This is a genomic window from Halococcus sp. IIIV-5B (genome assembly GCF_003602035.1).
GTDB lineage: Archaea > Halobacteriota > Halobacteria > Halobacteriales > Halococcaceae > Halococcus > Halococcus salsus.
The window spans coordinates 1-21,081 of record NZ_QZWE01000034.1 but is presented as its reverse complement, the minus strand read 5'-3'; the positions used below and the strand labels follow the sequence as shown (position 1 = coordinate 21,081).

Sequence of the window (21,081 nt, the reverse complement as noted above, 5' to 3'; positions counted from 1 at the left end):
ACCTCGATGCGAACGGTGAACGAAGTGAGCTGTGAGCCGCAGTGAGCACCGGGCGCAAATCGGCGTGAGATGAGTGGAGCGAGCGTTAGCGAACGGAGCGAATCGGTTGGGGAGGATCGTGGTGCGTGGTGGGACAGTGTTGGAGTCCGAACACACGCATCGAACAGCAGACGAAACCCTACCCGAACCCTACCCGCGACAGCGCTCGGTCGCGCTCACCGGCCGTCACCCGATACGGCACGAGCGCGGCGTCGAGGTCGGCCTCGCTTGGCCGTCGGGCTTGGTGCGCATCGAGGAAGTCGGCGATCCGGTCGGCGGCGGCGGTTTTGAGCTCGCCACTCAACAGCTCACCAGAACGGTACTCGCGGGCGAGGCGGTCGAGTTCGGTGTCGTCCGGCTCGAAGAAGGCCTGAAGCAACTGAAACGCCGCGTCGATTTCGGGGTCGCCACCCTGTTCGCGGTGGGCCTCGATACTCCCCTGACCGCCGGAGTACGCCCGTTTGAGCTTCTCGTGGACCGTCTCGCGGTCGTCCGTGAGCTGGATGGTGGGGGAATCGTCGGAGGAGCTCATCTTGCCCGGCCCGTCGAGCCCTGGGAGGAACGTCGAGAGGAGCGCGCCGGGTTTCTCGACCGGCAGGCGCTCCTTCGCGGCGATATCGCGGGCGAGTCGGACGTGTGGGTCCTGGTCGACGGCGATGGGCACCGTGGTAGTGTGGGGGCCGTCGATGAGTTGGGGAAGCAGGAGGTGGGTCGCCTGGACCGCGGGGTAGAATCCCATCCCGATGTTCGCCGGCTCGCCGTAGACCGCGTCGCGGGCGGCGGGCGTGACGTGTTCGGAAAGCGCGACCGCGAGCGGGTAGACGAGGTCGGCGTCGGTGGTGTCCACCACTATCCGGGTACGTTTCGGGTCGAAGCCGACCGCGAGGAGGTCCCGAAGGTTCTCACGGGTGTAGGCACGAGTCTCGGCTCCCGTCTGATCCTTCGAGAGGAACTTCTCGTCGTCCGAGAGCGGGATCGTGACGTGCGCGCCGGTCTCCGCTTGGAGCCACTGCGCGAAGTAGAAGGCGAAGACGTGGCCGAGGTGCATCGGTCCCGACGGGCCGACGCCGGTGACGACCGAAACCCGCTCGTCGGTCTCGACGGCGGCGAGGAGTCGGTCGACGTCGCGGCCCGCGTAGTAGATCCCGCGACGGAGCAGTGGGTGTGGCGGCGCTGGAAAGCGGTCGAGCTGATCGTCGGTGAGTTCGTCCGCGCCGAACCGGTCGAGGAGCTTTCGGTAGTCGACCTCGCCGTCGACGGCGTCAGGGGTGACGGTGAACTCGTCGGAGGTGGCCGTAGGGTCGGTGTGTTCCGTCGTGATGCGTTCTGCGTCCGGGTCGTGGTTCGTGTCGTTTGTCATGTCGCTGGTGCTGGAGCTCGGTCGTCGGCGATGCGGAGGATGAAAAGCGGAGGGAGCGCCAGCACGCGCCCACGGCGGTTAGGCCGCCGCGGGGGCGGGGTCCGGACTGTCCGCTGGCGGGAGGGTGTGCCAGTACCAGCGAACACCGGTCATGGTTGAGGGATCTCCGTGGACTCGAAAAGCGCTTTCGCTACTCGGCGGTCAGCGTCGAAACGTTACTCACCGGCGGCAACCGTCGGAGGCTCGGCACGACGAGCACGTAGACACCCAGCACGGCGAGCGACCCGCCAGCGGCCACGAGCACGACGGCCGTCGATACCGCACCGGCGACCACGCCGCCGACCAGCGCCCCGACCGGCATCATCGCCGTCGAAGCACTACCGAGGACTGCCGTCACTCGCCCCAGGAGTTCGTCGGGAACCAGGGTCTGGATAAGTGCGGCTTCGAGCACGTTCGTCACGCCAACGGGAACGAGCGCGAGCGCGAACAGCAGTCCGCTCGCGGGGAGCCAGTCGACGGCGACCGCACTGACCCACGCCAGCGCCCCGACGACGTTTCCGAGACCGACCACACGTCCGAACGGGAATCGTTCGACCACGCTCCCGGCGAGCGCACCGCCGAGGAGTCCTACCCCGAGGGCAGCGCTCAGCAGGCCGTAGGCGCTCGCGCCGCCGAGTCCATCGGCGTAAGCTGGGAGCACAGCCAGCGCGCCACCGACCGCGAAGTTGACGACCACCGCACCGACGATGAGTTTCGCGACCACGGTGCCACGGACGAACGCGACCCCTTCGCCTAGGTCATGGAGGTATGAGATAACCGAGCCCTCAGCCGACGTTTCCACCGAACGTCCGCCATCGGAGGCGGCTGTGGAGCGCTCGCTGTGGTCGACTGTCGACGAGCGGGACGCCCTCGATTCGGGAGCCGGACCGTCGCGGTCACTCGCGTCGACAGCGGGAATGGCGAGCGTGGCGAACAGCAGCGTCGTCGCCGCGAAGGTGAGCGAATCGACGGCGAACAGCGTCACCGCGCCGAGCGCGGCCACCAGTAGTCCACCGACAGCGTTGAACGCCGCGTCGACACCCTGATAGGCGAACGAGAACAGCGAGTTCGCCCGGACGAGCTGGTCGTCAGCGACGATCCGGGGGAGCGCCGCCGACTCGGCAGGGTAGACCGGCTGGTTGAGGAGCGAGAGGAACGGAATAAGGACCAACAGGACCCACACCGAAAGCACATCGAACGCGGCTGCGAGCGGGACGACGAGCACCAACAACCCTTGAGCGAGTTGGGTGCCGACCAAGACACGCCGGAGCGGGAGCCGGTCGACCACGGGACCGAAGAGGAATTGGACGGTGGAGGGAGCCATCGAGAGGAACCCCGCGATGCCGGTGTACGTCGACGAGCCGGTGAGTCGATAGACCAGCCACATCGTAGCGACGGAGTAGAGGCTATCGCCGGCGTTCGTCACGATGCGTCCGACGAACAAGCGAAGGAAGTTCGGGTTCCGGAGGAGTTCGTACATACCACTCGCACGGAACGGTGGGGAGTAAATCTAACCAGAATTACATTTCTGTTCGGGAGGGAACAGAAGTTCCGTTCTGTTCGATCGCTGTTAACCTCGGTCGACCGCGACCACGGCGAGATCCTCGTCGAGTGTGAGACGGAGGTGTTCGTCGGCGGCCGGATAGACCACGACGATACGGAGCGGGTCGGTTTCGAGCACCCGAGCCCGGTCCTCGGTGACGGCGACGAACCGCCAGAGGGAGGATTCGCGCACGTCGATGTCGTGGTCGTGATAGAACGCCACCACTTCGGGGTGGTCGAGAAACGCGCTTCCAAGATCGGCGGTGATAGACTCGCCGCACCGTCCGCAGTCGTAGCGAACCATCGGGAAGTCCGGCAGGTCCGTGTCCGGCGTCTCGAACGAGAGCCGAGCGTTCGTTCGCCCCTCACAGAGATGACAAAAGCCTGCGTTGGTCTGCTGGATGATAGTCCGTGTGTAGCGTTCAGCGACCGCGGGGAGCGTCTCGCGGTCGTAGTCGGCGAACACCCCGGGCACGACGCCGACGTACATCGAGACGACCTCGCAGTCGGTACACGAGACCGTGACCCGCTCGTCCTCGTACTCGAACGTCATCGGGCCGTCACAGCGTGGACACGGTTCGTCGACCGTGATTGGTTCGATGGACTCGGTCCGTGTGTAGGCTCCCGAGAGGAGCGCGCCGACGACGTGTATACCCGCCAGCCGAAGTCGATAGCCGTCGTCGGTTCGGGTGACGAACCGGTCTCGGAGCTTCGAGAGGTGATAGTTGAATCGACCCGAGTCGTCCATCTCGACGGTCGTGCGGAGGGCCGAGAACGTCGCGGTGTGGTCGTCGGCCGCCCAGAGCGCCTCGAGGATCGAGACCCGGGCTGGATCGGAGAGGGCGGCGAAGACCTCCGCCGATGGGGCTTCCTCGGGGACTGGCGGATGAGGCATATCCGACTTCGAGCCAACGACGACAAAGCTCTATCGCCCGCAGACTGGGCTCAGACGTCGCGGTAGTAGACGAACTCCGGATACGTGCGGTCGCCGACCGCCCGGTTGCGTTCGCTGGTTCGCTCGAAGCCGCGGGACTCGTAGAACGACACCCCGACCGTGTTGTCGCCGAGCACCTCCACGCGGAGCCGTGAGACGCCGCGGTCCGAGAGCCGGTCGAGCACCTCGTCGAGGAGCGCGGTGCCCGCCCCGCCATCCCAGTGGTCGGGGTCGACGTAGATCGCGTAGAGTTGGCCCTCCTCGTTCGCGGTCGGGGCGGCGCTCGCGTAGCCCACTACCTCCCCGTCGGTCTCGGCGACGAGGTAGACCGTCCGCGCGTTCTCGATCGTGGTCTCGAGCTGGTCGGTCGAATACCAGTCGTCGAGGATGGTCTCGATGACTTGTTCGGCGAGGAAATCGCCGTAGCTCGCCCGCCACGCGGCGTCCGCCACGCGCTGGATCCCGGGGATGTCGTCGGTCGTCGCACTCCGGACGGACGGGTTCATGCCGAAGAAACGACCGCCGAGGTAATCAGTCTTCGCGCGCGGCCGTCACGTGGGCGAGCAGCTCCTCACCCGTGACTTCGAGGCCCTGACGCGCGAAGAAGTTCGCCACGTTCTCGCAGTCGCGTTCGAGAAACTCTCGACTGTTGGGGTGATGGACCGTCACCGCCTGGCCGAGGTCGATGACCCACAACTGGGAATCGTGGACCACGATGTTGTACTCGGAGAGGTCGCCGTGGACCAGTCCGGCATTGTAGAGACGGTACATGTACACCCGGACGACCTCGTAGGCGGTCTCCGGGTTCTCGACCTCGACCTCGCCGAGCCGTCTGGCGCGTACCCCGTCAGCCCCCAAGAACTCCATCACGAGGACGTTTCGCTCGACGGCGATGGGGTTCGGCACCCGGACCCCCGCCGCCTGAGCGCGTTTGAGGTTCGCGAACTCCTTCGTGACCCACGCGAGGACGACCTTCTTCTTCTTGCCACCGATGTCGTCGAACCGCGGGTCGCCTTCGAGATACTGGCGCATCTGGGTGAAGTCGCTCGCGTTGATCCGGTAGATCTTGACCGCTACGTCCGCATCGGGTCCGGCCGCGAGGAAGACGTGGGCCTCCTTGCCAGTGGAGATCGGACCCCCGAAGGCGTCGACGTGGCCGTGGTGGACGAGCCGATAGAGCGCGAGCAGGGTGGCCTCGTCGAAGACGCCGCCCTCGACCTTGAACTGGTCGGCGTCCTTGATCCGTTCCCTGAACTTCGAGAACTCGCGGTCGGCGCGGCGGCCGGCGCGGTCGACGTCGGTATCCGAAACGTCGAGGTTCTCCCACTCGTCGCCCGGTGCGTCGGCTCCCTCGCTATCGACCAGGCTGTACTCGTCACTCATCGGCTATTCGACCTCCCGACGGCGTTTTGGTGCGATTGTGGTGCCAGGCAGAACCGAGAGATCGTACCACGAACGAGGCGAAACCGAGCGAGTGCGATGCCGCCGTGTGAAACCGTTGTGGTCTACGATGAGCTATACGCCTCCCGTGGAGGACGGTCGGTGTGGCTGCGTGTCATAGGAGGGGTTCGGCGGCGAGCGGTTTAAATCCACAGCACGGGCCGCGAGGGCTGGAGAGATCGCGGCGAAGCACCACGAGCACCGCGAATCGCTCGGGATGATCGGGATTAAACCCATCGCGGGGGACGAACCCCTATGCTCGACAAACTCGGCCTTGCCGGTATCGCCGGTGTTCTCTGCTGTCTCGTCGGGATCGGTGTCATCGCCTACGTCGCGCCGGTCGTCGCCGGCGGCCTCGCGCTCGTCCTCGTGGGGCTCGTGCTGGTGGCTCGTGGACTGCTCTCCGGCGTGCTCTCGGCGTTCGGGATGGACGGGCTGTTCTAGCGCCGGACGACCAGAACGTAGACCGCGAGCGCCAGTAATCCGGGGATTAGCCCGGCGAACAGCAGCGCACCGACCGCGACGCCGGCTTGCCAGGCGTAGCCGATGTCACGGCGGCTCGCGTCGCGGTAGACGACCCACGCGGCGAGCGCACAGCCCACGAGGAGGATCGCGAGCCCCAGCGGGTCGGCCCCGCCCGGCATGCCGGGGATCTGGAGGGGGAGGGACACGACTCACTCGTGGGCGAGCATCAACGAAAGCGTTCCCCTCGACCCGGGCTATCGCCGCACCACGAGGAGGTAGACGACCAAGCCGAACAGTCCGGGGACGAAACCGAACAGGAAGAGCACACCGACACCGACGCCCCACTGCCACGCCCACTCACTCCCCTGTTTTTTCGCGTCGCGGTAGACCCATCGGCCGACGAGGCCGAACACCACGACGAGGACGAGCAGGATGACGAGGACCTCTGGACCGCCCGGGATGCCCGGTATCTGAAGCGCGAACATGCTTTTTCAAGTTACTGAAGTCAACAAAAATTTATCGGTGTTGGATCGAGAATCCCTCGTCGCGGTCTCCACGCGTTCGTCGCCGGTTCGTGGGGTCAGGCCCCCTCGCCACGTTCGGCGCGGTGCTCGCTGATGACCTGGTCGACCATCGACTCGTTTCGCTCCTTCTGCCGTTCGTCGGCGCGCTCGCGCCAGCCCTCGATGGCGGCCTCGACCTCGCTCTCGCGGGCGACCGCGAGGTCGTCGAGTTCTTCGATGGTGACCTCGTCGGCGGGCGCAGTGGGTATGTCGTGTTCGAACAGCACCTCGCGGGCGACCTCCGAGAGACCGCCCTGCTTCAGGACGATACGTGGCTCGCGCTCGGCGAGCGTCTCGGCGGTCGAACGGCCCGCACCGCTCGCGTCCCGGAGGTAACAGACGTCGCCGGTCGTGAGCTCCCAGCGCTCGTCGGCCTCCTTGAGCGCGCTCTTCGTGAACTTCGCGACGGGTTTCACGGGCACGAGCCCCTGTCGTTCCTCGGCGACGTCCGCGAAGTTCGAGTGGTCGAGCCGCCAGAGCTCCTTGAGCCGGTCGAGCTTGGCCTCGATCGCCTCGGCCTCCTCGCGCTGGTCGTCGAGTTCGGTTTCGAGCCGTTCGTTCTCGCGTTCGAGCCGGTCGACCTCGCGGCGTCCGCGTGCCTCGCGGCGCTCCTCGCGCCGGGCCTCGGTGAGTTCGCGTTCGTACTCCGCGATGGTCTCGTCCTTCTCCTCGATGGTGTCGTTCAGTTCCGAGACGTGGTCGTCGAGGCGCTCGACACGCGATTCGAGCCGCTTGATACGGCGCTCCTCGGGGGTGAGCTCGCGGGGTTCGTGCTCGGGTTCGTCCTCGTCGGATTCGTCCTCCTCCGTGAGGTCGGTGAGGACGGCTTGGACGGACTCCTCGCCCGCGACGACGCGTCCGATGACGGTGCCGACGTCGACCCGCGCCGGGACCTTGCGGGCGATGCGCTCGAACCGGCTCTCGTAGTCGTCGAAGGCGAACAGCGCGGCGGCGAGCGCGTCGCGCTCGTGGTCGTTGTCGTAGCCCTCCTCGCGGGTGCGGTGCTGTTTCTCGTCCACGGGCAGGTCGGTCTCGGGAACCCAACCCGCCGCCGAGAAGCTCCGTCGGATCTTCTCGACTGTGGAGGGCATCCGCTCGACGTCGGCGGCCACCACCACCGGCCGGCCGCGCTCGATGATCCACTCGATGACCTGGGCGGTATCGGCGGCTCGGGTGCTGAGGACGTCGAGCACGCCGCCGTCGAGTCCTACGATGGCGACCGCGGTCGTCGTCCCGGGATCGATCCCCACCAGGACGTGGTCGCGGCGCTTCGCGAGCGGCTCGAAGACGATGCCGTCGCGGCGCACTCGCTGGATCTCGGTTCGGGTGTCGCCCGCGCGGTTCCGCGACACCGGGATGTCCGAGGGCCGGGCTTCCACGGTGAAGACCGCGTTCGAGTACCCACCGTACTTCTCGGTCTCGTCCATCTCGTAGTCGAGCCCCGCGTCGTCGAGCGCCGAGGCGACCTCGCGGGCGCGTCGCTTCACCGAGCCGTGGATCCGGCGGGTAAACCGGTCCGCGGACCACCCACCCTTTCCGGTCGAACGCCCGCGCGAGACCTTTACCTCGGTGGTGTCGGTGAAAGCGGAGACCTCGTAGCCGACGTTCGCGGCGGCGAGGCGGGCGGCGGCCTCGGCCTCCTTCATCGGCTTCTTCCCGTACGGAACCCCGTGGCGGTTCGCCACCCGCGAGAGGGGTTCGGGCTGCTGGTCGCCGGTGACCTGGACCAGCCGTGTCTCGTCGGGCAGGCTCCCCAGGAACCGGACGAGGGCGTCCTTGTCCGCGGCGAGTTCGTAGACGTTGTCGGTGGCGACGATGGCCGGCTCCTCGCGGTCGATGAGCCGCCGGAGCTTCCGGTAGGAGACCACGTCGCGGTCGAAGTTCTCGCCGTCGAAGGCGACCACGGCGTAGGAGGGCGCGTCGCCACGGACGTCGCCGCTCTGGATGTCGACGCCGAACACCACCGCATCGAGCGCGCTGATGCGACTGCTCACGGGAAGCGGTAGGCGGGTCTCGGGCTTAAAACCACGGCAGGCGCTCACACCACCCGGTACGCGACGTCACGACGAGGTCGACAGGAGCGACCGTACCGCCCACTCGTCGTCGTCCCCGACCCGCTCCCGAAGGGCTTCGGGGTCGGTCTCGTCGTCGACGGCGACGAGGTAGGTCCGTCCCCGCCGGTCGCCGTAGGAGCGGTGAAAGTCGTAGACGAAACCGAGCACCGTCGCGTCGGTCGGGATCTCGTCGGATTCGTGGAGGAACGCGACCTGTTCGCGGACGTTGTACTCCACGAGTCGGTCGATCACATCATCGCCATCGGCGACCGGTCCCGAGAGTGCGTCCTCGACGACCGGAACCAGCGGTTCGACGCGCCGCCGGATACCCCGCTCCGCGGGAAGCCCCCCACCGGTAGCGGCCTCGTAGGCCGCGGTGACCGCGCCACAGCCGGTGTGTCCCACCACCACGACGGTTCGGGTGCCCGTGTTAGCGACCGGGTAGAGCAGGTTGCCGTCCACGGAATCGGTGTCGGCGAGGTCCCACGCGACGTTGCCGATGTTCGAGGGGGTGAACAGCCAACCGGGCTCCGTGACGTTCCACATTCCCTCCTGGGAGACCCGCGAGTCGGCACAACAGAGCGAGACGACTGGGGGTTTCTGGCCGTCGAGCACGTCTTCGAAGTGACCTTCCGGAAGGCCGTCCGCGTGGGCTCGGTTGCGGGCCAGCAGGTCGGAGACGGTCGCGTTCGGCATACGGGCCGAACATCGCGGGGGGTCTTAGTCGTGCGCCTCGAGATAGGGCACCTCGACCCGGTCGCCGTCGTCGGGGAAGAACGCCGACCCGAACACCTCGCGCGCTTCGGCTTCGAGCCGGTCGGCCTCGCCCGCGTAGCGCGAGGAGAGGTGGGTGAGCGCGAGGCGTTTCGCGTCCGCGCGTTTGGCGAGCTCGGCGGCCTGTCGGGCGGTCGAGTGGCCCGTCGAGCCGGCGCGCTCGGTCCGGTCCTCGGCGAACGTCGCCTCGTGGATCAGGAGGTCCGCCTCCGTCGCGGCCTCGATGGTCGCGCCGGCCGGGCGGGTGTCGCCGGTGTAGACCAGTGTTCGTCCGGGCCGCTCCGACCCGACCACCTGCTCCGGGTCGACGGTCGTTCCGTCCTCGGCCTCGACCGTCTCGCCGCGGTGGAGCCGCGAGAACTTCGGGCCCTCGGGCACCCCGAGTTCGACCGCGCGCTCGCGGTCGAACCGACCCCGGCGGTCGTCCTCGACAAGCGCGTAGCCCACCGACTGCGTTCGGTGGTCGGTCTCGAAGGCGCGAACCTCGTAGTCGTCGTTCCGAAGGACGGTCGCGCCGGGGTGGGCCTCGTGAACCCTGACCGGGTAGCCCGGTCGCGCGCCGGTGACGCCGACGAGGTTCTCGATAGCGCGCTTGGTCCCCGGCGGGGTGTGGACCGCGAGCGGCTCCTCGCGGTCGTTGAAGTCGAAGGTCTGCGTGAGGCCGGGGAGCCCGAGCACGTGGTCGCCGTGGAGGTGGGTGAGGAAGACGTGTGAAATGCCGAAGCCGGTGGAAAAGCGCATCATCTGGCGCTGGGTGCCCTCGCCGCAGTCGAAGAGAAATCGCTCGCCCTCGCGCCGGACGAACACGGCGCTGGTGTTGCGCCGGGTCGTCGGAACCGCACCGCTCGTCCCGAGGAACGTCGCTTCCAGACTCATTGGGCGAATTTCCAACTCACATCGCTTGAAACTGTCGTCTTCCCGGTGAACCCCGGTCGAGTTCGTTCCCGAAACGCGACGCGTCGGTTTCGACGGCGAGTGAAACCACCACAAAGCTCATTACGGAGACCCGAAAAGTCGCGGACGGGACGAAGCATACTCCCGCCCGAGGACCGGTTCGCAAGGGGCAACCCGTTGCGTGGCATCACCCGTCCTCGGGGTTTTCAGACCCCGTTCGTTCGAGCGGCGGTGCTACACGGGCTCCGGCGTGCTCGGAAACCGCGACTCCACCACCGCGAACGCGAGCGTGCTCACGAGCCCGAGGAGCGTGCCGGCGGTGAGCGCGATCGCCGTGTACGACAGTCCGACCTCGCCGAGCAGGAAGCCGCTCACGGCGTGGAGGACGGCCGCGATGGCGACGACGTAGACCGGCGCGTTGAGGTAGCGCCACCGGAACCGCTCGGCGAGGTAGGTGTCCGTGATCCGGCCGAGACTGCTGGTGACGCCCGCCGCGGCGACCCACGGCACCGACCCCACGGTGAACGCCGCGAGGACCTCGACCGCGTTGACGGTGGTGTGGGCGTCGAGCGTTCCAAGCCCGCGAACCACGCTGACTGCGACCAGCGCGACCGCCACCACCGTCGTGATCACCATCACGCGACCGGCGTAGAGCCCGCGCCGTGCCCGCGCGACGCCCTCGTCGATGACGCGTTCGAGGCCCAGCCCACGAAAGAGGACGTAGAGACCCAACAGTGCCGAGAGCACGCCGAAGACCGCCGCGCCGGGGACGCCGAGTTGGGCGGCGGTCTCGGCGAGCGGATAGATCAACAGGAGGATCCCGAGCGGGACGAGGATCGTCCCGCGCGTCTCGGGGTCGTCGAGCACCTGCTTCATCGTGTAGTACATCGATTCGAGGTTCTGGGCCTGCCGGACCACCACGCGCCGGACGCCGTCGATCGGCAGCCGCGAGCGGATCACGGGGATCACCGACTCGTCCTGGGCCCCGTCGGTGACCACCACCGCCCGGATCTCCTCGGCCGTGGCGAGCCCCGCGAGGATCTGGTCGATCTCGTTGCCGACCTTTCGGTTCGCCGCGACCCCGCCGCTCTCGACACCCGTGACCGCCGCGACCTCGACCTGCTCGTCGGTGATCTCGTCGTGGATGTGGAGCCCCTCGAAGAGGACGTTCGAATCGGAGTCCTCCGGGTCGGCGGTGGCGAGCGCGACCGCGGCGTGCTCGACCCGCTCGCGACCCACGACGGGCGTCTCGACGCCGGCCTTCCGCCCGAGGTCGTCGTCGAGGTCGATACACAGCACGAGCAGCATTGGGCGACGGTAGGCGAGTAGCTCTTATGTGCCTTTGGGGGTCGTTGGCGGTCGAGACGTGTTTCAGACGGTTTTTGAGGCTCGGACAAATAGGGGGGACAGACAATGATCTCGAAGGGCTGTGAACAGTGCGCCAAGGGGGGCAAGATGGTGCTCTTCGTCTACGGCTACTGCGACCAGCGCGACTGTTTTTACTGCCCGCTCGGCGAGAACCGGAAGAACGTCACCCAGACCTACGCCAACGAGCGCGAGGTCGAATCGGACTCGGACATCCTCGAAGAGGCCCACAAGATGGACGCGCTCGGGACGTCTATTACTGGTGGCGAACCCCAGGAGGCGATGGAGAAGACCTGTCGCTACCTCCGCCTCCTCAAAGACGAGTTCGGCGAGGACCACCACACCCACCTCTACACCGGGATAACAGGAGGAAGGGAGAACATGCGCCGACTTTCGGAGGCGGGCCTCGACGAGATCCGCTTCCACCCGCCGTTTGAGCAGTGGGGCGATCTTCACGGGACGGAGTGGGAGGAGATCCTCTACATCGCCCGCGAGGAGGGCCTCACCCCCGCCTTCGAGATCCCGGGCATCCGCGCCGAACAGGAGTTCCTCGACTTCCTCGACGAGGGCGCGGCGGACTTCTGCAACATCAACGAGTTCGAGATGAGCGACGGGAACTACCGGCGAATGCAGGAGCAGGGCTTCGAACTCCGCGAGGGCCACATGAGCGCCGTCGAGGGGAGCCACGACATCCTCGAAGCGATGGGCGACCACGAGAAGGTCTACTTCTGTACGTCCGTCTTCAAGGACGCCGCTCAGCACCGCAACCGCCTCAAGCGGATGGCCGAGACCATCCGCCGGGAGTTCGACGAGGTGACCGACGACGGCACCCTCGTCTACGGCAAGGCCTGGGAGACCAGCGAGCAACTCGCCCGACTCGGCGTGCCCGAGGAGTTCTACATCGAGAAATCCGACCACGTCGAACTCGCGTGGTGGCTGCTTGAGGAGATGGTCGAGGACGGCGAGGTCGGGAAAGGCGAGATCGTCGAGCAGTATCCGACGGCTGACGGGACCGTGGTCGAGCGGACGCCGCTGGCCTGATCAGCCCCAGCCGAACCGCTCGATCTGATTGACTTCGTCCGATGAGAGTTGGCTGAAGAGGTCATCCACCAGTTCCGATTCGAGAGAGAACGTCATTTGCGAGTTGTCGTATCTTGCAAAGAGTTCTCGTCCATCATCGTCGTAGAAGACCGCACTGATGAGTCCGCCACCGAACAGCCGAAGCACCGCATCGAGGACCGCCTCCGATGCGTCGACAGTACCTTCGAGCCACGTACCGCGGAAGCCGTGCCGTTCGAATCCAAGGCCGGTTTCGGTCTTTAGTCGCTCGAACGCCTCGGGGTCGGTGGTCTCGAAACCGGGCATCGCATCGAGTTCGATATGCGTGACAGTACGCGGGGTTAAGTCGAAGACCGCGCGAGCGACCTTTCGGCCGAGTCGGTTCAATTCATCCCCGTCGATGTCGTCCTCGCTAATGTAGTAGCCTCGGAGTGGCGGAAGGCCTGGATCAACCTCGCGGAGCCACGGCTCCGTGTAGTCACTTTCGAAGAAACACCACGGGAACATCTCGACCGACGCGATCGCGTTCTCGGCCTGTGACTTACTGTTGTACGTGTCGCGCTGGACGCTGTTTTCGTGGTCGATCACCCACTCGTGGCCCCGGAGATACCGTTCCGCGGGCACCGGCCGCTCGGCCTTGTAGTCCGGATGGCCGTGTTCGCTGGGGTCGAAGTCGTAGGCTGGCTCGCTGTGTGGTTCGAACACCCAGGCCGTACCGCACTCCGTACACTCGACGATCAGCGCATCGTCGTCGACATCGAGGTCGTCGAGGGAACGAACCATACCCCCATGTCGCATCGGTCCGCCATCCGCTTTGTGTTGGTTCAGGAGGTGTGTTAGGCGGATCACTACGTTCATACGGTGCTCGAACGGATCCGGACGAATGCAGACGTCCCCCAACTCGATCGAACGCCGGCTCGCGACGACCGGCGGGGGGCTCCGCGGCGACGGCCGCGGCTGGACGCTCGTCGTGGTCGCCGCCGGCTGGTTTCTCATCCTCGGCGGCCGGTATCTCTTCCCCGAGATCCTCCCCCACATCCGCGAGTACTTCGCCGTCAGCAACGCCACGGCGGGGCTCGCGATCACGGTCGTCTGGGCGGCCTACGCGCTGATGCAGTTCCCCGCCGGGGCCGCGGCGGACCACCTCGGCGAGCGCACGCTGCTCGTGACCTGCCTCGTGGTCTCGGCCGGCGCGGTCGTCGCGGTGAGCCTCGCGCCGACCTTCGGACTGTTCGTCGTCGGTTGTGCGCTCTTCGGTCTCGGGACGGGGCTCTACGGCCCGGCGCGCGGGATGGTCCTCTCGGACGTCTTCGGCGACCGCGACGGCACCGCCATCGGTGCGACGCTCGCCGCCGGGAGCGTCGGGTCGGCGGCGATCCCGCTCGTCGCGAACACGCTGGTCGGCCCGCTCTCGTGGCAGACCACCGTCGCGCTCCTCGCGGTACCCTTCCTCCTCGTCGCGGTCGGAATATTCCGGGTGGTGCCACAGCGCACCCCGACCGACCCCCCGCCGCGCCCGTCGGTCCGTGGGGTCGCCCGCTCGCTCTCCACCGCCGTCTCGCGCCGCTCCGCGACGGCCGTCGTCGCCGCAACCCTCCTGCTGTTCGTCATGCAGGGGCTCTCGTCGTTCCTCCCGACTTACCTGATCTCGGTGAAGGAGCTCTCGGGCGGGGCCGCGGCCGGCCTGTTCGCGCTCTTCTTCCTCTCCGGCGCCCTCGCGCAGTCGATAGCTGGCAACGCCGCCGACCGCCTCGGCGATCGGACGGTGCTGCTCGCGCTCGCGTCGTTCGGCGTGGTGCCGCTCGCCGTGCTCCCGTTCGTCGAGGGTCTCGTGCCGCTCGCCGTCGTCACGATACTCCTGGGAACGCGGCTCGGTCTCGACCCGGTGAGCAACGCCTACATCATCGCCGTGATGCCGCCCGCGGTCCGCGGGATGGCGTGGGGCTTCTTCCGAACGCTGTTCTTCTTCCTCGCGGCGACCGGGTCGACAGTGGTTGGAGTGTTCTTCGACTACGGTCTCCGCGACGAGGTGTTCTTCGTGCTCGCCGGCATCACCGCGCTCGGGGCCGGTTGTTACGTCTATCTCCCGGCACGCGACGCTACGGAACGTTGAGGAAGCAGAAAGCAGGAATCGTACCGAACCCGGTCAGACGCCGCGACCCTGCAGCATCTCTTCCTCGGGGAGGTCGGCGTTCGCGTCGCCCTTCATCCCTTTCCCCGTACTGGTGGCGATCCGGGCGAGCTTCTCGGGGTCGTCCCAGGCGTTCGTCGCCTCGACGATGGCCTCGCCCATCGCCTCGGGGTTTTCGGCCCCGAAGATGCCCGAGCCGACGAAGATCCCGTCGCACTCGTGGTGCATCATCAGCGCGGCGTCGGCGGGGGTCGCGATGCCGCCGGCGGCGAAGTTCACCACGGGCAGGCGACCCGCTTCGGCGGTCTCGTGGACGAGGTCGGCGGGGGCTTCGATCTCGCGGGCGTAGGCCTCGCGCTCCTCGTGGGTCATCCCTTCGAGCTTGCGGATCGCGCCCTTGATCGTCCGCTGGTGGTAGACGGCTTGGTTGACGTCGCCGGTGCCGGCCTCGCCTTTCGTCCGGATCATCGCCGCGCCCTCGCCGATTCGCCGGAGTGCCTCGCCGAGGTCGCGTGCACCGCAGACGAACGGCGCGGTGAAGTCGCGCTTGTCGATGTGGTAGTCGTCGTCGGCGGGCGTCAGCACCTCGCTCTCGTCGATCATGTCCACCCCGACCGCTTCGAGGATCTGGGCTTCCTTCGTGTGGCCGATCCTTGATTTGCCCATCACCGGGATCGAGACCTCCTCGATGATCTCGGAGATGTCGGCGGGGTCGGCCATCCGCGCGACGCCGCCGCGTTTCCGGATGTCGGCGGGGACGGCTTCGAGCGCCATCACGGCCACCGCGCCGGCGTCCTCGGCGATCCGCGCCTGTTCGGCGTTCACCACGTCCATGATCACGCCGCCCTGCTGCATCCGCGCGAACCCGCGCTTGACGAGTTCGGTGCCGCGCTTGAGGTCTTCGAGATCGGTCTCCTCGGCCATGGTGGGTCTACCGTCCGGATTCACTTAACCCTCGTCTTCGGCGAGTCAGGGGATACCACGACCGCTACCGTTTTGCCACGCCCGCTCGACCCCCGCACAATGGCCGAAGCAGGCGGTGCTGGTGCGCTGGGTCGGTTCCTCGACGGGTCGATACCCGACCGCGAGGCGCTGCCGTGGTACGTCGCGCCGGTGCCCGCTATCCTCGAAGACCTCGGGCTCCGGTTCGCGTGGCTCGTCGTCGCCGTCAACCTCGCAGGGACCGCCTTCGGCTTCTGGTACTACCGCTTCCAGTTCGCGTTCGAGCCGTTGGCGGCGTGGCCGGTGGTCCCCGACAGCCCCATGGCGACCCTGTTCATCGCGCTCTCGATCGCCGCCTGGAAGCTCGGCCGGTCGAACGAGGTGCTCGACATGCTCGCCTTCTTCGGCTGTCTCAAACTCGGCTTCTGGACGCCGTTCACCCTCCTGGCCTTCCACGACGCCTTCCTCGCGAGCACCCCGCTCTGGCTCTATCTATTCCTCTTCTTCAGCCACCTCGCGATGGCCGTCGAGGGGTTCGTGATCCACCGCTACAGCGACTTCTCGGTCTGGGCGGTCGCTATTGCCCTCCTCTGGTACGGCTTCAACGACGTCGTGGACTACTTCATTCCGATCGTCGGGACGACCCACCACACACAGCTGCCAGGCCAGTACGTCGTAGACGGCGTCATCCAGCACGTCTGGTCGATCCACCGGGTCGCCGCCGCGGGCGCGGTGGTGCTCACCATGGCGATCACGTTTCTGGCGCTCACGACCCGGGTCGAGAAGCTGCAACGCGCCGATAGCTGAGACCGCCGAAGGGTTGAAGCCGCCCGCGAGCGTGGTGAAAGTGATGGCGGACGATGGGATGCTCTCGTGGGACGAGTCGGTCTTCCGTGACGAACACGTCTTCGAGGTCGACTACCTCCCCGAGACGTTCCACCACCGCGAGAATCAACTCAACGGGCTCCAGTACGCCCTCCGGCCCGCGGTCCGCGGCTCACGGCCGCTCAACGCGATGGTCCGCGGCCCACCCGGAACGGGGAAGACCACCGCGATCCAGAAGCTCTTCGCCGAGCTCGACGGTCGACGCGGGGTCCGTACAGTGAGAGTCAACTGTCAGGTCGATTCGACCCGCTACGCCGTCTTTTCACGGATCTTCGAGGCGATCTTCGAGTACGAACCGCCCGCGAGCGGGATCTCCTTCAAGAGCCTCTTCGAGCAGATCGCCGACCACCTCACCGACGAGAACGAGGTTCTCACCGTGTGTCTCGACGACGTGAACTACCTCTTCTACGAGGGCGAGGCCTCCGAGACCCTCTATTCGCTTCTCAGAGCCCACGAGACCCACGCCGGCGCGAAGGTCGGCGTTCTCTTGGTTTCCTCTGACCTCGACCTCGACGTGGTGGCCGAACTCGACAGTCGCGTCCAGAGCGTCTTTCGCCCGGAGGAGGTGTTCTTCCCGGCCTACGGCGAGAGCGAGGTGGTCGACATCCTCGACGAGCGGGTGCGGCGCGGCTTCCGTGAGGGGGTGGTGGGGCCGACGGTTTTGGATCGGGTCGCCGAACTCACCGCCGGCACGGGCGACCTCCGGGTCGGGATCGACCTCCTGCGGCGCGCGGGCCTCCACGCCGAGGGTCGCGCGAGCGAGCGCGTCGAGGCCGAGGACGTCGAGGCCGCCTACGAGAAATCGCGCCACGTCCACCTCTCACGGCGGGTGCGCGGGCTCACCGACTCCGAGCGCGCGCTGCTCCGTGTCGTCGCCGAGTACGATGGCGACCGCGCCGGAGACGTCTACGAAGCATTCCACGACGAGACCGACCTCGGCTACACCCGCTACTCCGAGATCGTCAACAAGCTCGACCGGGTGGGGCTCATCGAGGCCACCTACACCACCGTCGAGGGTCGTGGCCGCTCGCGCGAGCTCTCGCTGGCCTACGACGCCGACGCGGTTCGTGACCGGCTGGACTAGTCGGAGCCGGTCCACCGGAGCAAGAGGAGCGTCCCCTCGAACAGCGTGATCATCGTCGCGGCGACGATGATCGGGGCCATCCCGGTCGGGTCGGGGCTGAAGAGGAAGGCGACCCCGATGAACGTCCCCCAGAAGTAGAGCCGCTTGCTCGCGAGCCACGCCCGCGTCGTGATCCCCATCATGATCGCGAGCATCACGAACAGCGGGATCTGGAAGACGAGCGCGAAAAAGCCCATCAACAGCGTCATCAGCCCGAAGGTCTCGGTGAGGCCGAACGCGATGTTCGCGGCGGCCTCGGAGTAGCTCAGGAAGTAGGTGAAGATGACGGGCAAGACGACCAGGAAGGCGAACGCCACACCCACGACCGCGAGCACGAGGCTTGCCGGCACCGACGCGATGTAGTAGCGGCGCTCGCGGGGGTAGAGCCCGGGGCGCATGAAGGCGTAGGTCTCGTAGACGAAGAGGGGCAGCGCCACCACGAAGCCCGCGAGGGTCGAGACCTTGAGCCGCGCGAGGATCAACCCGAGCGGGTCGTAGACCCGGGGACACGCTGCGACGTCGGCGGGCGCGTCCGGACAGAGCTGGGCCGAGCCGGGCAGCAGGGAGTACCAGATGAAGTTGATGAGGTCGTCGGCCACGAGGAAAACGACGCCCGAGACCAGCGCCATCGCCACGAGCACCACCCCCAGCCGCTTTATCATCTCCTCGATGTGGTCGGCGAGCGGCATCTCGGCGTCGTCGAGCGGCGCGTTCGGCTCGCTCGATTCGTTCGTGACGCCCCCTGTCCCCGTCGATTCCGCCATCGTATGGTCGATGGTCGCGTGGGGGTTGTAAGCCTTCTTCTCCGGCCGGCCCGGGAGACAAGATTGATAACGACGAGTCGGCTATCCGCGTCGAAGGAGAGAGATGTCCGGAGCCGTCGACGAGGACGTCCGCCGGTCGGTTGCGCGCGGACGGGAAACCCTCGGCGCGATGTTGTCCGCCGCCCAGACCCATCTCCAGAAGGTCGCCATCGTCTTCCTGATCGGCTTTCTGGGTTCGTTCTACGCGCTCTGGCTCTACGTCTGGGACCGCCTCAAGGCCGACCTCTTCGCCCCGCTCCCGCCCCGAATCGCGAGCCAGACCTCTGTCAACGCCATCACGCCGTTCGACGTGCCGTTGCTCCAGGCGAAGATCGCGCTGGTCATCGGCGGGGTCGTCGCGCTTCCGGTCCTGCTCTACTACTCCCGCGATGCGCTCGACGAACGCGGCTACTGGCCACACGTCAGCGCCGGCTGGAAGGTCGGCGTCATCGCGCTGGTGAGCGCGCTGTTGTTCGTCGTCGGTGTCGCGTACGGCTACTTCGTCTTCTTCCCGCTGATGTTCGAGTTCCTCGCGACTAACTCGGTCAACGTCGGCTTCGAACCCCACTACTCGATCGTCTACTGGGCGCAGTTCATCCTCCTGCTCTCGGCCTCGTTCGGGATCGCCGCCCAGCTCCCGCTCGCGATGACCGGGCTCAGCCTCACCGGCGTCGTCCCCTACGAGACCTTCCGCGACAAGTGGAAGTACGCGATCGTCGGGGCGTTCGCCTTCGGCGCGCTGTTCTCGCCGCCCGACCCCTTCACCCAGGTGCTCTGGGCGGTCCCGATCATCGTGCTCTACGCGCTGAGCCTCGGTTTCACGAAGATCATCGTGACCTTCCAGCGCGGCGGGAGCGCGGTCTCCGTTCGGGACGTGGCGCGCGCGCGCTGGCGGCCGGTGCTCGGGGTCCCGGTGGTCGTCACCGGGCTGGTCGCGGGGGCCATCGCCCTCGGTGCCGGTGGCTACGTCAATCAGCTCCTGTTCAGAACACGATACTTCTCGCCGTCCGACCCCCTGTTCGTCTACATCGGCCCGCTGTTCGGCCTGCCGCGCGACGCCGCGATCGCGCTGGTCGGGCTCGTTCTCTTCCTGCTCGTGCTGGCGGTCACGTTGGGCGTCTTCACTTACCGGGCGGTCGCGGTCGCCGCCGAGTCCGCCCCGGGCCGTCCGGGTGCGCCGGCGTCCATCGACGTCGCCGAACTCGACGAGGCCGGCGTCCGGGCCGCGCCCCCGGAGGTGTTCACCGCGATGAGCGAACAGGAGGCCACCGCCCAGGCCAGCATGGCGATGAGCGACGGCGATCCGAACAAGGCCCAAGCGGTCCTCGACCGCTTCGACGCCGCGAACGCCGCCGACGGCGACGACCGGCTCGATGCCGACGAGGGCACGGGTGAACCGGGAGCCGCGGACGAACCGGCGGACGAAACGAACGACTTCAGCGACCGGCTCACCCGGACCACGACCGGGGTGGTGGACGCGTTCACCGCCGAGGAGACCACCGAGGACGACATCGGGGGCTACTACTACGACATCACGTTCGTGCTCAACAGCCTCCGGTCGCGGGCGTTCCTCATCCTCGGGCTGTTCATGGCGGTGCTCGCCGGAACCTTCATCTGGCTCTCACAGGGTGGGATCGGCGGGATCCGGGCGGACTTCCTCTCGCGCCTCCCCGCCACGGTCCGGCCCGAACAGGTCGGGGTCGTCGAGCTCCATCCCGTCGAGGCGTTGGTCTTCGAGATAAAACTCAGTACGCTCTTCGCGGCGATCGTCGTGCTCCCGCTGCTGCTCTACTACGCCTGGCCCGCCCTCCGCGAGCGCGGCCTCGCGGGCGGGGACCGACGCGTCCTGTTCCTGTGGGGCGGCGCGCTCCTGGCGAGCCTCGTCGGCGGGATCGCGGCCGGCTATACGACGATCGCTCCCACCGTGATCTCGTGGCTCACGGCCGACGTGGTCGGCGCGAACATGGTGGTGGCCTACCGGATCAGCGCGGCCGGCTGGCTGGTCTTCTTCACCACCGCGGGTATCGGCCTGCTCGCGATGATCCCGGTGACGATGCTCCTGTTCCACCGCGCCGGGCTGGTCCCCTACCGCGGGATGCGCAACCGCTGGCGCGAGGTGACAGTGGGCGTGTTCGCGTTCACCGCCTACGCCTCGCCGCGCGGCGTGTTCATGATGTTCATCCTCGGGATCCCCGTGATGGTCTGTTACGGGCTCGGTCTCGCGCTGCTCTGGATCTACACCCTCGGCGGGCGGCGCACCACCCAGCGCCGGGACCAGCGCGAGAGCGCCGACTGACGAACGAAGGGCTCATTTTCGCGTGGCGTCCGCTTCGGTTATGACCACGACACGCCGACGACGACCGTCTCGCCGTGGGAGGCACGGGTGAGCGAGACCGCCGACGCGTCGAGGGTCGGGCGCGCGTCCACGATCCAGGTCGCCCTCGTCGCGCTCTTCACGACCGCGCTCGTGACCGCCCAGCTCACCGCGACCAAGATCCTGGGCTTTCCGATCCCGGTCTCGCTCCCGGTGACGGGGGCGGAGCTGATACTGCCCGGCGCGTCGCTGGCCTACGCGCTCACCTTCCTCGCCTCCGACTGTTACGCCGAACTCTACGGTCGTCGGGCCGCCCACGTCCTCGTGACCGTGGGGTTCGTGATGAACCTCGTGC

General features: G+C 67.2%; 21 protein-coding genes. 7 read left to right on the top strand and 14 right to left on the bottom strand.

The genetic code is table 11. The features are described from left to right. Positions 1–178: 178 nt before the first annotated feature. From D3261_RS16910 to rio1, 5 genes are all read right to left on the bottom strand, one after another. On the bottom strand, positions 179–1,399 hold the full coding sequence (locus D3261_RS16910; protein ID WP_233554022.1) for a tryptophan--tRNA ligase: 1,221 nt from the start codon (positions 1,397–1,399) through the stop codon (positions 179–181). Between the two features lie 190 nt (positions 1,400–1,589). Beyond that, a complete protein-coding gene (locus D3261_RS16905) occupies positions 1,590–2,918 on the bottom strand; it encodes an MFS transporter (protein ID WP_120074394.1) in 1,329 nt (442 codons plus the stop codon). Between the two features lie 90 nt (positions 2,919–3,008). After that, positions 3,009–3,875 (bottom strand): helix-turn-helix transcriptional regulator, encoded by an 867-nt coding sequence (locus D3261_RS16900; protein WP_120074392.1) that lies wholly within the window; start codon positions 3,873–3,875, stop codon positions 3,009–3,011. 50 nt (positions 3,876–3,925) lie between these two features. Next, positions 3,926–4,420, bottom strand: coding sequence for a GNAT family N-acetyltransferase (locus D3261_RS16895; protein ID WP_120074391.1), 495 nt, complete (start codon positions 4,418–4,420; stop codon positions 3,926–3,928). 25 nt (positions 4,421–4,445) lie between these two features. Then, positions 4,446–5,297 (bottom strand): serine/threonine-protein kinase Rio1, encoded by an 852-nt coding sequence (rio1, locus tag D3261_RS16890; RefSeq protein ID WP_120074389.1) that lies wholly within the window; start codon positions 5,295–5,297, stop codon positions 4,446–4,448. A 312-nt stretch (positions 5,298–5,609) separates the two neighbouring features. Here rio1 and D3261_RS16885 point away from each other — a divergent pair, with 312 nt between their 5' ends. After that, complete coding sequence (locus D3261_RS16885; protein WP_120074387.1) at positions 5,610–5,798, top strand: hypothetical protein; 189 nt, start codon at positions 5,610–5,612, stop codon at positions 5,796–5,798. Here the strand turns inward: D3261_RS16885 and D3261_RS16880 are convergent. The 6 genes from D3261_RS16880 to D3261_RS16855 form a co-directional block, all read right to left on the bottom strand. Beyond that, positions 5,795–6,025 carry a hypothetical protein gene (locus D3261_RS16880; protein ID WP_233554021.1) on the bottom strand — a complete coding sequence of 77 codons (231 nt, stop codon included), beginning with the start codon at positions 6,023–6,025 and terminating at the stop codon, positions 5,795–5,797. The genes D3261_RS16885 and D3261_RS16880 overlap by 4 nt on opposite strands. Before the next feature lie 48 nt (positions 6,026–6,073). Beyond that, positions 6,074–6,304, bottom strand: a complete 231-nt coding sequence (locus tag D3261_RS16875; protein ID WP_120074383.1) for a hypothetical protein — start codon at positions 6,302–6,304, stop codon at positions 6,074–6,076. Positions 6,305–6,399: 95 nt separating this feature from the next. Beyond that, positions 6,400–8,376, bottom strand: coding sequence for a DUF460 domain-containing protein (locus D3261_RS16870; RefSeq protein WP_120074381.1), 1,977 nt, complete (start codon positions 8,374–8,376; stop codon positions 6,400–6,402). Positions 8,377–8,442: 66 nt separating this feature from the next. Continuing rightward, on the bottom strand, positions 8,443–9,132 hold the full coding sequence (locus tag D3261_RS16865) for a carbonic anhydrase (RefSeq protein ID WP_120074379.1): 690 nt from the start codon (positions 9,130–9,132) through the stop codon (positions 8,443–8,445). Between the two features lie 24 nt (positions 9,133–9,156). Further along, the gene (gene rnz / locus D3261_RS16860) at positions 9,157–10,086 is read right to left on the bottom strand and encodes a ribonuclease Z (protein ID WP_120074377.1); all 930 of its coding nucleotides are present in this window, start codon (positions 10,084–10,086) and stop codon (positions 9,157–9,159) included. A 252-nt stretch (positions 10,087–10,338) separates the two neighbouring features. After that, complete coding sequence (locus D3261_RS16855; RefSeq protein ID WP_120074375.1) at positions 10,339–11,412, bottom strand: DUF373 family protein; 1,074 nt, start codon at positions 11,410–11,412, stop codon at positions 10,339–10,341. Between the two features lie 105 nt (positions 11,413–11,517). Between D3261_RS16855 and D3261_RS16850 the strand changes: the two genes are divergently transcribed. Continuing rightward, positions 11,518–12,510, top strand: coding sequence for a radical SAM protein (locus D3261_RS16850; protein ID WP_120074374.1), 993 nt, complete (start codon positions 11,518–11,520; stop codon positions 12,508–12,510). Here the strand turns inward: D3261_RS16850 and D3261_RS16845 are convergent, their stop codons facing one another. Further along, positions 12,511–13,311 carry a hypothetical protein gene (locus D3261_RS16845; protein WP_120074372.1) on the bottom strand — a complete coding sequence of 267 codons (801 nt, stop codon included), beginning with the start codon at positions 13,309–13,311 and terminating at the stop codon, positions 12,511–12,513. It lies immediately after the preceding gene. A 100-nt stretch (positions 13,312–13,411) separates the two neighbouring features. On the opposite strand from D3261_RS16845, the gene D3261_RS16840 reads away from it, so the two are divergent. Beyond that, entirely contained in the window at positions 13,412–14,641 is a 1,230-nt protein-coding gene (locus D3261_RS16840; RefSeq protein WP_120074370.1) for an MFS transporter, read from the top strand. A 33-nt stretch (positions 14,642–14,674) separates the two neighbouring features. On the opposite strand, the gene pdxS is transcribed toward D3261_RS16840, so the two are convergent. Beyond that, a complete protein-coding gene (gene pdxS / locus D3261_RS16835; RefSeq protein WP_120074368.1) occupies positions 14,675–15,583 on the bottom strand; it encodes a pyridoxal 5'-phosphate synthase lyase subunit PdxS in 909 nt (302 codons plus the stop codon). Between the two features lie 99 nt (positions 15,584–15,682). Between pdxS and D3261_RS16830 the strand changes: the two genes are divergently transcribed. Further along, positions 15,683–16,408, top strand: coding sequence for a DUF1405 domain-containing protein (locus D3261_RS16830; protein ID WP_120074366.1), 726 nt, complete (start codon positions 15,683–15,685; stop codon positions 16,406–16,408). Between the two features lie 43 nt (positions 16,409–16,451). Next, entirely contained in the window at positions 16,452–17,570 is a 1,119-nt protein-coding gene (locus D3261_RS16825) for an ORC1-type DNA replication protein (RefSeq protein WP_120074364.1), read from the top strand. On the opposite strand, the gene D3261_RS16820 is transcribed toward D3261_RS16825, so the two are convergent. Beyond that, positions 17,567–18,373 carry a twin-arginine translocase subunit TatC gene (locus tag D3261_RS16820; protein WP_120074362.1) on the bottom strand — a complete coding sequence of 269 codons (807 nt, stop codon included), beginning with the start codon at positions 18,371–18,373 and terminating at the stop codon, positions 17,567–17,569. The two genes, D3261_RS16825 and D3261_RS16820, sit on opposite strands and share 4 nt — an antisense overlap. 103 nt (positions 18,374–18,476) lie before the next feature. Here D3261_RS16820 and D3261_RS16815 point away from each other — a divergent pair, with 103 nt between their 5' ends. Then, positions 18,477–20,708, top strand: a complete 2,232-nt coding sequence (locus D3261_RS16815; RefSeq protein ID WP_120074361.1) for a twin-arginine translocase subunit TatC — start codon at positions 18,477–18,479, stop codon at positions 20,706–20,708. Between the two features lie 87 nt (positions 20,709–20,795). After that, a partial coding sequence (locus tag D3261_RS16810; protein WP_199694053.1) for a VUT family protein occupies positions 20,796–21,081 on the top strand: 286 nt, incomplete at its 3' end.

Coding starts and splice junctions, on each gene's coding strand:
- D3261_RS16895 (WP_120074391.1), bottom strand. CDS start 4,420: ATGAACCCGTCCGTCCGGAGTGCGACGACCGACGACATCCCCGGGATC.
- D3261_RS16875 (WP_120074383.1), bottom strand. CDS start 6,304: ATGTTCGCGCTTCAGATACCGGGCATCCCGGGCGGTCCAGAGGTCCTC.
- D3261_RS16815 (WP_120074361.1), top strand. CDS start 18,477: ATGTCCGGAGCCGTCGACGAGGACGTCCGCCGGTCGGTTGCGCGCGGA.
- D3261_RS16855 (WP_120074375.1), bottom strand. CDS start 11,412: ATGCTGCTCGTGCTGTGTATCGACCTCGACGACGACCTCGGGCGGAAG.
- D3261_RS16845 (WP_120074372.1), bottom strand. CDS start 13,311: ATGGTTCGTTCCCTCGACGACCTCGATGTCGACGACGATGCGCTGATC.
- D3261_RS16900 (WP_120074392.1), bottom strand. CDS start 3,875: ATGCCTCATCCGCCAGTCCCCGAGGAAGCCCCATCGGCGGAGGTCTTC.
- rnz (WP_120074377.1), bottom strand. CDS start 10,086: ATGAGTCTGGAAGCGACGTTCCTCGGGACGAGCGGTGCGGTTCCGACG.
- D3261_RS16840 (WP_120074370.1), top strand. CDS start 13,412: ATGCAGACGTCCCCCAACTCGATCGAACGCCGGCTCGCGACGACCGGC.
- D3261_RS16865 (WP_120074379.1), bottom strand. CDS start 9,132: ATGCCGAACGCGACCGTCTCCGACCTGCTGGCCCGCAACCGAGCCCAC.
- D3261_RS16830 (WP_120074366.1), top strand. CDS start 15,683: ATGGCCGAAGCAGGCGGTGCTGGTGCGCTGGGTCGGTTCCTCGACGGG.
- rio1 (WP_120074389.1), bottom strand. CDS start 5,297: ATGAGTGACGAGTACAGCCTGGTCGATAGCGAGGGAGCCGACGCACCG.
- D3261_RS16885 (WP_120074387.1), top strand. CDS start 5,610: ATGCTCGACAAACTCGGCCTTGCCGGTATCGCCGGTGTTCTCTGCTGT.
- D3261_RS16905 (WP_120074394.1), bottom strand. CDS start 2,918: ATGTACGAACTCCTCCGGAACCCGAACTTCCTTCGCTTGTTCGTCGGA.
- D3261_RS16825 (WP_120074364.1), top strand. CDS start 16,452: ATGGCGGACGATGGGATGCTCTCGTGGGACGAGTCGGTCTTCCGTGAC.
- D3261_RS16910 (WP_233554022.1), bottom strand. CDS start 1,399: ATGACAAACGACACGAACCACGACCCGGACGCAGAACGCATCACGACG.
- D3261_RS16820 (WP_120074362.1), bottom strand. CDS start 18,373: ATGGCGGAATCGACGGGGACAGGGGGCGTCACGAACGAATCGAGCGAG.
- pdxS (WP_120074368.1), bottom strand. CDS start 15,583: ATGGCCGAGGAGACCGATCTCGAAGACCTCAAGCGCGGCACCGAACTC.
- D3261_RS16850 (WP_120074374.1), top strand. CDS start 11,518: ATGATCTCGAAGGGCTGTGAACAGTGCGCCAAGGGGGGCAAGATGGTG.